This window comes from Cryobacterium aureum, from assembly GCF_002954245.1.
Lineage (GTDB): Bacteria > Actinomycetota > Actinomycetes > Actinomycetales > Microbacteriaceae > Cryobacterium > Cryobacterium aureum.
Genome location: NZ_PPTG01000009.1, coordinates 312,047 through 324,435 on the forward strand (window position 1 = coordinate 312,047; position 12,389 = coordinate 324,435).

Annotated in this window: 13 protein-coding genes; 8 read left to right on the forward strand and 5 right to left on the reverse strand. The window is 64.8% G+C overall.

The genetic code is table 11. The features are described from left to right. Positions 1-95 precede the first annotated feature (95 nt). Together CJ028_RS04415 and CJ028_RS04420 are read left to right on the forward strand one after the other, a co-directional pair. Entirely contained in the window at positions 96-1,112 is a 1,017-nt protein-coding gene (locus CJ028_RS04415) for an acyltransferase family protein (RefSeq protein ID WP_161498886.1), read from the forward strand. 12 nt (positions 1,113-1,124) lie between these two features. Beyond that, positions 1,125-1,751, forward strand: coding sequence for a maleylpyruvate isomerase family mycothiol-dependent enzyme (locus CJ028_RS04420; protein WP_105034052.1), 627 nt, complete (start codon positions 1,125-1,127; stop codon positions 1,749-1,751). 43 nt (positions 1,752-1,794) lie between these two features. On the opposite strand, the gene metH is transcribed toward CJ028_RS04420, so the two are convergent. Both metH and CJ028_RS04430 read right to left on the reverse strand, forming a co-directional pair. Beyond that, a complete protein-coding gene (gene metH, locus CJ028_RS04425; RefSeq protein ID WP_105034053.1) occupies positions 1,795-5,424 on the reverse strand; it encodes a methionine synthase in 3,630 nt (1,209 codons plus the stop codon). A gap of 53 nt (positions 5,425-5,477) precedes the next feature. Beyond that, positions 5,478-5,906 (reverse strand): hypothetical protein, encoded by a 429-nt coding sequence (locus CJ028_RS04430; protein ID WP_105034054.1) that lies wholly within the window; start codon positions 5,904-5,906, stop codon positions 5,478-5,480. Positions 5,907-6,278: 372 nt separating this feature from the next. Here CJ028_RS04430 and CJ028_RS04435 point away from each other — a divergent pair, with 372 nt between their 5' ends. The 3 genes from CJ028_RS04435 to CJ028_RS04445 are packed head-to-tail and all read left to right on the forward strand — an operon-like array spanning position 6,279 to position 8,220. Beyond that, a complete protein-coding gene (locus CJ028_RS04435; RefSeq protein ID WP_105034055.1) occupies positions 6,279-6,773 on the forward strand; it encodes a hypothetical protein in 495 nt (164 codons plus the stop codon). Continuing rightward, positions 6,773-7,786: a DUF6545 domain-containing protein gene (locus CJ028_RS04440; RefSeq protein ID WP_105034056.1), complete on the forward strand. Its 1,014-nt coding sequence runs from the start codon at positions 6,773-6,775 to the stop codon at positions 7,784-7,786. Before CJ028_RS04435 ends, CJ028_RS04440 begins: the two co-directional genes overlap by 1 nt. Further along, positions 7,783-8,220, forward strand: coding sequence for a hypothetical protein (locus CJ028_RS04445; RefSeq protein ID WP_105034057.1), 438 nt, complete (start codon positions 7,783-7,785; stop codon positions 8,218-8,220). Before CJ028_RS04440 ends, CJ028_RS04445 begins: the two co-directional genes overlap by 4 nt. Positions 8,221-8,277: 57 nt before the next feature. On the opposite strand, the gene CJ028_RS04450 is transcribed toward CJ028_RS04445, so the two are convergent. Beyond that, complete coding sequence (locus CJ028_RS04450; protein WP_105034058.1) at positions 8,278-8,604, reverse strand: antibiotic biosynthesis monooxygenase family protein; 327 nt, start codon at positions 8,602-8,604, stop codon at positions 8,278-8,280. Between the two features lie 232 nt (positions 8,605-8,836). On the opposite strand from CJ028_RS04450, the gene CJ028_RS04455 reads away from it, so the two are divergent. Together CJ028_RS04455 and CJ028_RS04460 are read left to right on the forward strand one after the other, a co-directional pair. Continuing rightward, positions 8,837-9,130, forward strand: a complete 294-nt coding sequence (locus CJ028_RS04455) for a putative quinol monooxygenase (protein WP_105034059.1) — start codon at positions 8,837-8,839, stop codon at positions 9,128-9,130. A 63-nt stretch (positions 9,131-9,193) separates the two neighbouring features. After that, a complete protein-coding gene (locus CJ028_RS04460) occupies positions 9,194-9,856 on the forward strand; it encodes a histidine phosphatase family protein (protein ID WP_105034060.1) in 663 nt (220 codons plus the stop codon). 75 nt (positions 9,857-9,931) lie between these two features. On the opposite strand, the gene CJ028_RS04465 is transcribed toward CJ028_RS04460, so the two are convergent. Both CJ028_RS04465 and CJ028_RS04470 read right to left on the reverse strand, forming a co-directional pair. Further along, a complete protein-coding gene (locus tag CJ028_RS04465) occupies positions 9,932-10,300 on the reverse strand; it encodes an MmcQ/YjbR family DNA-binding protein (protein WP_105034061.1) in 369 nt (122 codons plus the stop codon). Between the two features lie 20 nt (positions 10,301-10,320). Further along, positions 10,321-11,319, reverse strand: a complete 999-nt coding sequence (locus CJ028_RS04470) for an LLM class flavin-dependent oxidoreductase (RefSeq protein ID WP_105034062.1) — start codon at positions 11,317-11,319, stop codon at positions 10,321-10,323. Between the two features lie 179 nt (positions 11,320-11,498). On the opposite strand from CJ028_RS04470, the gene CJ028_RS04475 reads away from it, so the two are divergent. Further along, positions 11,499-12,386 (forward strand): dihydrodipicolinate synthase family protein, encoded by an 888-nt coding sequence (locus tag CJ028_RS04475; protein WP_105034063.1) that lies wholly within the window; start codon positions 11,499-11,501, stop codon positions 12,384-12,386. Positions 12,387-12,389 lie beyond the last annotated feature (3 nt).

Sequence of the window (12,389 nt, forward strand, 5' to 3'; positions counted from 1 at the left end):
GCGCATGCTCACTGCCATACTTCGTTCAGGGGCCAAGTCGCCTTGTGGACGAATCGTCGGGAGCGATTATCAGGACTACGAACAATCTGGATGCCTTGCGTCTCTTGTCAGCTCTGGCCGTAATCGTTGGGCACTCCTTCACGCTGACCGGCATCGTCGCAGCGCCCCGCGTCGCCGGCATTCCGATTCATAGTCTGGGTCTGTACGCGTTTTTTGCCATAAGCGGTTACCTCATTGCAACGAGTTGGCAGAGAAATCCTATGCTGCTGCCGTACCTCGTGAATCGAAGTTTGCGCATATTTCCCGCTCTCATGGTCGTGGTTCTAGTCACTGTCGTCCTCATCGGTCCATCGGTGACCGTGCTCGAGACAGCGCAGTACTTCCGAAGTGACGTGGTCTACCAGTACCTGCTCAATCTCGTGCTGACGGCCCAGTACGAGCTACCCGGTGTCTTCGAGTCAGGGCATCGCTCGAGCGCCGTGAACGGAGTCCTGTGGACCCTCGGTCTTGAGTTCGTCTGTTATCTCGTCGTGGCCGCCAGTGGCCTCCTCCTCCGTTCGCACTCGTGCTGGGGCTACCTCGTCTTCGGCATCATCGCGGTTGTCTTGGCCCTCATGCCCGGCGAGGCGCCCGGGCTTGTTTGGATGGGGCCGGCCGGAACGACCTGGGTGTTCTTCGCAGTCGGCGCGCTTCTCAGCCGGGTTGCCACCCGCTGGCTCAGGCCACGAGGCCTCATTATCGTTGTCCCCTTGTGGATTATCACTGCGATGCTCGCTCCTGGCCTGGCGCTCGTGCTCGCCTGGCTGGCTCTCCCGTTCGTCATGATCGCAGCCGGACGTGCCTCGACTCCCGGAGTGTGCCGGGCCGGCCGGTTCGGTGATCTCTCGTACGGGATGTATTTATGGGGATTTCTGGTTCAGCAGCTCGTTATCGAGCAGTTCGGAGTGTTGCCCTGGCTCGTGAACATCGCTATCGTCGTGCTCGTGACCGCTATCATCGCAGCGCTGTCGTGGCATTTGGTTGAAAAACGTGCCCTGGCGCACAAAATTCACCGTGCGGCGACTCTCCAGCCTGGAACACCTCGACCACTAGCTTCACCACACGTTTCGTAAGGCCAGTGAGCCATGACAACGACAGACATAGAGGCGCTTTACACCGCTGAGCGCGACCGATTCGTTGAGGATCTAGCCGGGCTCGATGACGCAGCCTGGCAGACGCCGAGCCTGTGCCAAGGGTGGACAGTGCGGGACTTGTGTGCGCATCTGCTCATGCCATACGAGCTAAGGTTTAGCCGCTTCATTGTCGGTCTCGCGCAAGCACGGTTCAACTTCGACAAGCTCGCCGACCGCTGGGCTCGGACCGACCGTCGCACCGGGGCCGAGCTGACACGCTGTATCGCTACGACCAGTGCCGCCGGTTTCGCGGTCCCCGGCGCGGGAAAACTAGCCCCACTGGCCCACCTGACCATTCACGCCGGAGACGTTCGTCGACCGCTCGGCCTGGCCGGTCGGATCGCCCCTGAAGCGGGCGGGATGGTGCTCAACGAGCTAACGAGCGGCAAGCACTCGGTGAGTGACGAACTCCTGCGCGGGCTGCGCTTCGAAGCCACCGACGCCGACTGGGCGCGGGGTGAAGGACCCGGAGTCAGCGGCGGTGTCGCCGCTCTCCTCAGCGCATTCACCCGTCGTCGTGCGGCCGCGGAGGACTTAGCGGGCGCTGGTGCTGACGAGTTCCGGTCCCGCCTGGCCTGATGAGCGGCTAACTACACTGCGCCGTGCAGCACGTGCCGTACAGCTACACAGAAAAGTACTTCGCCTCCGGGTGGTGGAACACGAACGCGTCGGTTGACTGTTCGGGGTGCAGCTGCAGCTCCTCTGACAATACGACGCCCATCCGCTCGGGCTTGAGCAACTCAACCACCTTGCGGCGATCCTCCATCTCCGGGCAGGCCGGGTAGCCGAGCGAGAACCGTGCGCCGCGATACTCCAGCTTGAACATGCCGGCGATATCGGTGGGGTCTTCGCCGCCCACACCGAATTCCGAGCGGATGCGCGAGTGCCAGTACTCGGCAAGGGCCTCGGTCAGCTGCATGGTCAGTCCATTGAGTTCCATGTAGTCGCGGTACTGGTTCGCGGCAAACATCTTGGCCGTCACTGAGTCCACGTTCGCGCCGGCGGTGACCAGCTGGAGGGCGACGACATCCGTTTGGCCAGACTCACGCCCGCGCACGAAGTCGGCCAGGCACAGGTGCTTGTCGCGGCGCTGCCGGGGAAAGTTGAACCGCAGGCGATCGGTGCCGAGCACGCCCCCCGAGCCACCGTCGGGCGCAAGCAGTCCGGCCTGGCCGACCAAGCCGGTGGGGTCATCGCCGTGGTGCAGCACGACCATGTCGTCACCTTCGGCGACCACGGGAAAGTAGCCGTAGGCCACCGAGGCGTCCAGCATGCCCTCGCCCAGGATGCGGTCGAGCCAGTAGCGCAGGCGCGGCCGACCGACGGTATCGACCAGTTCCTGATAGCTTGCGCCGTCTTCGGCCCGGCTGGGCTTGAGCCCCCACTGGCCCATGAAGGTGGCGCGTTCGTCGAGAAAGGCCGAGAAATCGGCCAGGGTGACGCCCTTGACGATGCGGGTACCCCAGAACGGCGGCACCGGAATGGGGTTGTCGCTCGCCACCTCGGAGCGGGCGGGCATCTCCTCCGGCTCGGTCAGGGTGAGCAGGCTTTTCTTGTGGATGCGTTTCTTCAGCGGCGGCAGACCCACCGCCAGAGGGTCGGCGCCGCGGGCGATGGCCACGAGCGGTTCCATCAGGGCAAGGCCCTCAAAGGCATCGCGGGCGTAGCGCACCTGCCCGGCGAAGACGCTGTCGAGGTCGTCTTCGACGTAGGAACGGGTGAGGGCAGCGCCGCCGAGCAGAATCGGCCATTTACCAGCGAGGCCGCGCGACTCAAGCTCGAGCAGGTTCTCCTTCATCACCACGGTCGATTTCACGAGCAGCCCGCTCATCCCGATGACATCGGCGTTGTTCTCTTCGGCGACGCGAATGAACTCGGCTATCGGTTGTTTGATACCGATGTTGATCACGTCGTAGCCGTTGTTGGTGAGGATGATGTCGACGAGGTTCTTGCCGATGTCGTGCACATCACCGCGCACGGTGCCGAGCACGATCGTGCCCTTACCGGCCGCTTCGGATTTCTCCATGTGCGGTTCAAGCAGGGCCACGGCGGCTTTCATTACCTCCGCCGACTGCAGCACGAACGGCAACTGCATCTCACCGCTGCCAAAGCGGGCGCCGACGACCTGCATGCCAACGAGCAGGTGCACGTTGACGATATCGAGGGCGCTCAGTCCCCCAGCGCGGGCGAGGTCGAGGTCAGCCTCGAGGCCCTTGGCCTCGCCGTCGATAATACGGCGTTCCAGTCGTTCACCCACCGGCAGGGCGGCGAGCTCGGCGGCTCGCTCGTCTTTCAGGGCGGCGGAGTCGACGCCGGCGAACAGGTCGAGCAGGGCCACAAGCGGGTCGTAGGTGAGGGTGCCTTCGGCGTCGTATTCGCGACGGTCCCAGACCAGGTCGAGAGCCACCTTGCGCCGGTCGTCTGGTACAGAGGCGAGCGGCACGATCTTGGCCGAGTTGACGATGGCGGAGTCGAGGCCGGCCTCCGTGGCCTCGTGCAGGAAGACCGAGTTGAGCACGGAGCGGGCGGCGGGGTTGAGGCCGAAGGACACGTTCGAGACGCCGAGCGTGGTGTGGATGCCGGGGTACTTGGCCTTGATCTGGCGGATCGCGTCGATGGTCTCGATGCCGTCGCGGCGGGTTTCTTCCTGGCCGGTCGCAATCGGAAAGGTCAGAGCGTCGACGATGATGTCCTCCACCCGCATACCCCACACGTTGACCAGGGTCTCAACCAGGCGGGTGGCGATGCGCACCTTGCGTTCGGCGGTGCGGGCCTGTCCCTCCTCGTCGATGGTGAGGGCGATCACGGCGGCACCGTGCTCCTTGACCAGCGGCATGATGCGGCCGAACCGTGAGGTCGGCCCTTCGCCGTCTTCGAAGTTGACCGAATTCACGACCGGACGACCACCGATGAGTTCCATGCCGGCCTGCAGCACGGCCGGTTCGGTCGAGTCGACGACGAGCGGCAGGGTCGAGGCGCTGGCCAGTCGGGAGACGACCTGCTTCATATCGGCGACGCCGTCGCGACCGACGTAGTCTATGCAGACGTCGAGCAGGTGGGCGCCGTCACGCACCTGACTGCGGGCGATATCGACGCACTCGTCCCAGTTTTCGGCGAGCATCGCATCGCGAAAAGCCCGCGAGCCGTTGGCGTTGGTGCGCTCCCCGATGGCCAGAAATGCGCTGTCCTGGTCGAAACTGACGTGCTGGTACAGGCTCGCGACCCCGGGATCTGCTTCGAGCGTGCGGGGTTTCGCCGTGACACCACGCAACCGTTCGACCACGGCGGTCATGTGTGCGGGAGTCGTGCCGCAGCATCCGCCGACCAGGCCCAGCCCGAACTCCTTCACGAACTGTTCGTGCGCCGTGGCCAGCTGGTCGGGGGTCAGCGGGTAGCTCGCGCCGGTCTTGGTCAGCTGCGGCAGGCCGGCGTTGGGCATACAGATGACGGGCACGCGGGAGAACTTGGAGAGGTGACGCAGGTGCTCGCTCATCTCGGTCGGTCCGGTCGCACAGTTCAGGCCGATCGCGTCGATTCCGAGCGGCTCCAGTGCGGTCAGGGCCGCGCCGATCTCGCTGCCCATCAGCATGGTTCCGGTGGTCTCCACCGTCACCTCGACGAAAATCGGCAAGCGGATGCCGGTCTCGGCGACGGCCTGCTTGCATCCGTTCACCGCACTCTTGGTCTGCAGCAGGTCTTGCGAGGTTTCAATCAGGAACGCGTCAGCGCCGCCTCGGATGAGGCCGAGTGCCTGCTCGGCAAAGGTGGCCTTGAGGTTGGCGTAGGTGGTGTGCCCGAGGCTCGGCAGCTTGGTGCCTGGACCCATCGAGCCGAGTACCCAGCGCACCCGGCCGTCGCGGGCTTCGAATTTTTCGGCGCTGGCGCGGGCGATCTCGGCGCCGAGTCGGGCGAGCTCCTCGATGCGATCTTCGATGCCGTAGTCGGAGAGGTTCGACCAATTGGCGCCGAAGGTGTTGGTCTCGATGGCGTCGATGCCGGTTTCGAGGTAGACGTCGTGGATGGCGGCGATAATGTCGGGCCGGCTCACGTTGAGAATCTCGTTGCAGCCCTCGAGCTGCTGGTAGTCGTCCAGGGTGGGGTTGTGTTCCTGCAGCATGGTGCCCATGGCACCGTCAGCGATGACGACGCTCGATCTGACCGCGTCCAGCAGGGCCTCGGATCGAGCCGGGCGCGCGCGGGCGACGGATGTTTCGGTGTCAGTCGTTCGCTCGGGCTCTTGATCGGTGCTCATTGAATCAGCTTAACGGCGGCCTCGAACACTGCTCTGCCCCGAAGTAACGTTTCTTAGCGTGTGCGCCGCTCGGCGCGCTTACGAGTGGGGCGTGCTCCGCCGGGTTCCCCGGTCACGATCCATCCGGTCTCGAATCGTGCTGCCGCGCGCGAGGCCTCAACGGGGCGCATGCCTCGTCGGTTCTGTTCCAGGGTTGCAGCATCGATGGCTCTGGCATCGTTTCGATTGCACACCCACACCCTAATCGTCGGAAGGGCGTCTTCCGATTGCTCAGGAATGGAACAGACCTGCACCACCACGCTGTTTCCGGCGTCCATGATTTTCAGCGCCGCGCGCACCGTAGCCAGGTTCGCGACGGTCACGGTTCCGAGGGCATCCCTGGTTATTTCCGTGCTCGTTCGGGCGTTGTGCCAGCTGTCGAAGGTGAGGATGACGCGCGGGCTGACTCCCGCTGGAAGTATGCCGAGCAACCACGACTGCACGAGACGGTCAGGTCGGGCTCTAGGGCGAGGTGATCGGGAACGCAGCCAGAGGGCGACCACGCCACTGACCACACGACGTGGCGACCCGCCCCCGGAAATCTGCCGCTCGGCGCCCCCGATGCGAGGGCGCCGATTGCGCAAATTCCACGTGGAGCGCCGTGCCCACTCGAGCGATGGCCGCCTGTACCACGTGTTCAACACCGATATCAGAGCCCCCGCATTGCCGCCATTGTCGAGCGATGCCATTGCCGATCTTCCCCCACAGGCCCACGTTAGACATGTCTATCGTAACCCATTGGAGGGGCGCGGCGCGCGCCGTGGCTGGCCGTTCCCGGCGAAGGGTAGGCTGATTGGGCAAACAGGGGGCATCCGATGAACTACGAGTCGCGACAGAAGCGGGCGCACATCATGGTGGCCGAACTCGGGCTGCCCCGGCCGCTCACAGCCGAATTGTTGCACCGGCACATGGAAACAGTGCGCGGTAAAAGGATCGTGGTGCAGAGCGCGACTCCGCGCCTACTCGAGGCCGGTCTCTGCGGGTTGTGGATTGCCGTCGCCGGAGAAAGTTTTGAGCGGATCCACCATGCACCGACTACCTCAGCGGTGCACCGACAACAGTTCATCAATCATGAATTCGGCCACATGATTCTCAATCAGGAACAAGAGCTGTTGTCTGCGGAGCGAGTGGCTCTGCTTGCACCCCTGATTCCCCTGGATGCCATCGTCTATGCGTTATCTCGCACCCGCTTCTCTGACGAGCAGGAGGCCCTGGCCGAGGCCGTCGCTGATCAGCTCGCCCTCATGATGTTGCACGACGGGCCGTTGGCTGCCCACGGCACCCAAACCGGATTTGGACGAGTTCTCTAGTGCAAACGGCTCTGTTCACGCTCTCGGCCATTTTTTGGATCGCCGCGGCACTATGCGTGCCGTCTGCCATTCGTGGACGCCGCCGACCGCTCCTGCTGTTTCTCGCGGTATTCGCGCTGACAATGACGCTCATGCCCCAACCGGTGTACAGGCCCGTCGACGCGCTGCTGGGCAACGGCAACGTGACTTATTTCATATTCCACGCTCTCACCGTTGTGGCCATCGCGCTACTCGACGTCATTGTGCAAGAGGCCATGTCTCCTCGCGGGCTCACCCGGGCTCGCAAACGTGCCACTGTCCTGATCACCACGGCGATCGTACTTGCCCAGGCTATTTTGTTCTTTGGAAGCGACTGGCGCGTGACAGACGACATCGCCGCGTCATTCATTCCCCGCTGGGATTTTACCGCGTACGCTGCCACAACGTGGATCGCGATGGGTATCTTTGCGGTGTCTTTCGCCTTTGCCTGTCTGGCGGACCTGCGGCGGCAGCGCCGCCCAGTTACGTCTATCTCACTGAGCCTCGTGCTCCTCGCTTGCCTGGGCGTTCTGACCTACGCTGTCATCAGCCTGATCAGTGCCATACTTGCCGTTCTTTACCCGGACTTTTTGCTGGTCGGCTGGGCGCGTACCGCCTATACCCTGACCCTCTTGCTGTCTCCCATCAGCCTGGTCGTCGGCCTCGGACTCTCGGCGGCCATCGATGCCCTGGCCGCCGGCCGAAAGAACTACCGCGACCGCGTGCTGCTCTGGCGCATCACGCCGCTGTGGCAGCGGCTTCTGCGCGACACGCCGTACCTCAGCATCGAGCGGCAGCTCTCACCTCGGCAGCTGCTCACGGTAAGTGGACCTGGCGCGCACCTGTATCGACGACACGTCGAGATTCGCGACAGCCTGCTACTTCGCCCCGAGCAGGCCGTCACCCCGGCCGAGCTGGCCATAATCGCGCTGGCCGAACAACGAACCCAGGTGGGTTCGCCAGCGACCGCCACCCTCGTCGGGCCGACACGATGAGCTCGCCGCAGGATTCCGTCAGCCCACAGCTGGAACTGGCGCGCAAGCTCAACCTGCTGCTCGATGTCGTCGTAGCCGAGGGCAACACCCCGTATACCTACCGCCAAATCGAGGCGGGACTGAATGAGCGCGGCCTGACGCTCTCGCGAGCCCGCTGGGCCTACATGATCACCGGCGACGGTCCCCTCGTCACCGATCCCGCGCTTCTGACCGGCCTTGCCGAGTTCTTCCGCATCCCACCGGAATACATGCTCGGCGGTGGCGGCGACCTCCCGGAACGCGTCGACGCGCAACTCGCCTTCGTGAAGAGCCTCCGCGTTGCCCGCGTGGTGAGCTTTGCCGCACGGATGCTCGGCGACGTCTCTCCCGAGACCCTCCGGTCGATCACCGAGCTGCTTCAGGACAACACCCCCGAGGCAGGCCCGCCCGCGTAGTGCGGGCAGGCCCGACATTCACGGGGAGCCGGGCACCATCGCGCTGGCCCCGATGCCTTAGTTGGCGGTACCACCCGCGATCGCGTAGGACCACAGCTCGCTGCTCACATCGACGGGGCGCGCTTTCGGCTCGCCCTCTTTCGGAGTCTCGCTGCGGTGGCCGTGGGCGAAGGACGGCGAGCTCAACCAGGCCTGGAACGACTCTTCATCGGCCCAGCGCGTCACGACGAGCCAAGTCAGGCGATCATCGGTCGGTTTGAGCAGCTCGAACCCCTCGAAACCGGGGCGGTCGTCGACAGCACCGGCGCGAGCTGCGAAACGTTGGGCGAGCTCGTCGCCGCCGTCGCTCGGCACGGTGATGGCGTTGATTTTGATGATCGTCATGAAACTGCTCTCTGTTCGCACTCTCGAAGGTATTTCCTCCATGCTGCCACTGTCCGCTGTATGGCCGAGTCGAGGGCCCGCCACGACCAGGCTTTCTCCCCCGCCGGACCAAGTTCCCTATGCTGGAAAAATGCGACTTTTCTCTTGATCCGTCAAGGCGGTGCAGGACTGCCGACACGATCGACCAGTCGTAACCGATTTTGACCCACGACCTCACCTGTTTGGAGCTACTATGCCCATCACCGCTTTTCTCGATATTCATGTGAAGCCCGAGACCCTCGCCCAGGCTCCCGCGGTGTTACACGACACTCTCCTCGCCACCCGGGCCTTCGATGGATGCCTCGGTGTCGATGTGCTCGTCGACACCGAAGACTCTACCCACTTCGTTCTCGTGGAAAAGTGGATATCGCTGGAGCACGACACCGCGTATCGCACCTATCGTGCGGGACCGGGTAAATCGTCTTTGGGAGCGATCCTGTCTGGCCCGCCCGTGCTGACCAAGTTCGAGATCGCCACGGACATCTGACGCTGCAGCCGTGGGCGCATCCAACTCCCATTGCCCAGCCGGGTTCCCTATGCTGAAAGAGATATGCGACTACTCCTGATCCGCCATGGCCAGACTCCCGGCAACGTTCTCGGACGCCTCGACACTTCTCGTCCCGGTCCAGGTTTGACCGATCTCGGCCTGCGCCAGGCCGCCGCAATACCCGACGCCCTGCGCTCCGACCCGATCGATGCCATTTTTGTGTCGACGCTGCTGCGCACGCATCTGACCGCGCATCCGCTCGCCGCCGATCGCGGCCTCGAACTGCAGGTGGCGACCGGGCTGCACGAGATCGAAGCCGGCGCGCTCGAGGGGCTGCGCGATCAGGCATCCGTGCGCACCTATCTGGAAACCGCCGTGGCCTGGGGCTCGGGCGACCTCGCCAAGCGGATGCCGGGCGCGCACGACGGTCACGACTTCTTCCGTCGGTTCGACACCGACATCGCACTCGCTGCCGCCGATTCAGAGGTCGCCGCGGTGTTCAGCCACGGCGCGGCCATTCGCGTCTGGACCGCGGCCCGCGCGCAGAACGTGCCTGCGACCTTTGCTGGCGACAACGAGCTTGACAACACCGGTGTCGTCGAGCTGACCGGTTCCCCGGAGGAGGGTTGGACCCTGTTGTCCTGGGCCGGTCTGCCGGTGGGCGGAATGGCCCTGGCCGACCTCAGTGCTGCCGACCCGTTGGGCGACCCACTCCGCGAGACCTGAGGCGGGTCGAGCCGTGAGTTTCGGGCACCGACCCGTGAGTCTCCAGCGGATTTGAACGATTCAATGGCCTAACACTCACGTCTCGGCGACGTTGGGACGCTTCTGCGCGCGGGGAACCCGCGGGCGCACGAGCGCGTGGCTGTCGCGCACCAGCTGTTCGACGAGCTCAGCGGGCACGTCGCCGTCGAGTACGACTGTGATCCAGTGCTTCTTATTGAGGTGATATCCGGGGGTGATCCACGCCGGGAACTCCTCGCGCAGGGCGCGGCTCTCCTCCGGATCACACTTGAGTGAGACCGTGAACGGCTCGCCGCCCAGGGCCGAGAGCGCGAAGATCTTGCCGTTGCCGCTGGTCTTAAACACGCTCGTCTCCTCGCCGAACGGAAAGGTTTCCACCGCCTGCGGCAGACTCAGGCACAGGTCGACGAGCGTGTCAGGAGTCATGCCGCCAACCTACCCCTGAGCTATGCCTCGACGAGGTTCATCGCGTCGGCCGTGAGCTCAACCGAGCGCAGGCGGCCCTCGATGAGCGGCGACTGGTGGGCGAGAATGAGCTCGTCAGCCCCGGTTCCCGCGGCGAATTCCTCGAGGTAGACGCGTACCTCGTCGGCGGTTCCGACCGCTGAATACCGCATCATGTTGGCGATATTGCGGCCCTCCGGCGTGGTCAGGAAGACGTCGATCTGGTCGTCGTCGTATTCGGGGGTTGCCGGTCCGCGGGAGAGCATGCCGCGCACCCGGGTGCGGCGGGTCGTCTCGAACTGGGCTACGGCATCCGCTTTATCGTCGGCAGCGATCACGTTGGCGGCAATGATCAGGTGCGGCGCTGCAAGCTGCTCCGACGGCGTGAAGTCGCGGCGGTAAAGCGCGATGGCTTCGTGCAGCGCATCGGGCGCGAAATGCGACGCGAAGGCGTACGGCAGGCCGAGGGCGGCGGCGAGCCCGGCTCCGAACAACGACGATCCGAGAATGTACAGCGGCACATTGGTGCCGGCTCCGGGAATGGCCTGCACGCCGGGCACGATCGACTGCCCGCGCAGGTAGGCCTGCAACTCCATGACGTCCTGCGGAAACTGGTCGGAGGCACGTGGGTCGCGGCGCATCGCCCGAGCGGTATTCTGATCGCTTCCGGGCGCCCGGCCAAGGCCGAGGTCGATGCGGTCGGGGTAGAGTTCCGCGAGGGTTCCGTACTGCTCGGCGATCACGAGCGGTGAGTGATTGGGCAGCATGACGCCGCCGGATCCGAGCCGAATGGTGCTGGTCTGCCCGGCGACGTGGCCGATCAGAATACTCGTCGCCGACGATCCGATGGTGGGCATATTGTGGTGCTCGGCATACCAAACGCGCTCGTACCCGTGTTTTTCGGCGGTCTGGGCGAGCGCGACACTGGCCGCGAAGCTTTCCCGAGCGGTGTGCCCAGGGGCAATCGGAGCGAGATCAAGTATGGAGAGCGGAATAGTCATACTGGGGGCAACACCGCCGAGCCAAAATCGTTACCCGGTTCAGCCGACGAACACGAAATTGCCCCGCTGAAGTGGAACGACCATGACCGCTGCGCCCGGGCCTGGCTTCTGCTGCGTTCGGCCGTGCGGGAAGATGGTGGGAGCGCCGCTTACGGGCGCACCAACGAAGGGGCACACCCATGTTCACGGGGCTCAGCGCTTTTCCCCTCACGCCGACCACTGAGAACGGTATTGACGAACCCGCCTTCGTGCGCCTCGTCTCCCGGCTCGCCGCGGCTGGCGTCGACTCGATCGGCGCGCTCGGCTCGACCGGCGGCTACGCCTACCTCAGCCGCGAACAGCGTGCCCGGGCGGCCACGGCGGCGGTCGAGGCGGCCGGCTCAATCCCGGTCATCGTGGGAATCGGTGCGCTCCGCACCCGCCTCGTTCTTCACCACGCAGCGGATGCGCAGGCAGCCGGCGCTGCCGCGGTGCTGCTCGCGCCGATGACTTACCAGCCGTTGACCGACCGCGAAGTGTTCGGCCTGTACGAGGCCGTCACGGCCGAGTTGGAGATTCCACTCGTCGTTTACGACAACCCGGGCACGACCCACGTGACGTTCAGCGACGAGTTGCACGGTCGCATTGCCGCGCTGCCGAACATCGGCTCGATCAAGATCCCCGGTGTGACTGCCGTTGCTGCCCCGACCAGAATCGCAGCCCTCCGCCGTCTGATTCCCGCGCACGTCACGATCGGTGTCTCCGGGGACTGGCTTGCCACCGGCGGACTGCTCGGCGGTGCTGACGCGTGGTACAGCGTGCTTGGCGGGCTTTTTCCCGAGACCGCCGTGGCGATCACGCGTGCCGCCCAGGCCGGCGACAGCGCAGCGGCCGTGACAGCCTCCGACCGACTCGAACCACTCTGGGCGCTCTTTCGCCGGTACGGCAGCCTGCGCGTCATGTCGGCTGCGGCCGAAACTCTGGGTCTCGTCGCCTCGCCCAACCTGCCGCTGCCGCTGCTCGGCCTCGACCCTGCCGCCCGCACCGAACTCAACGCGACGCTGCGCGACCTGGGCCTCGGAGGCTGAGGA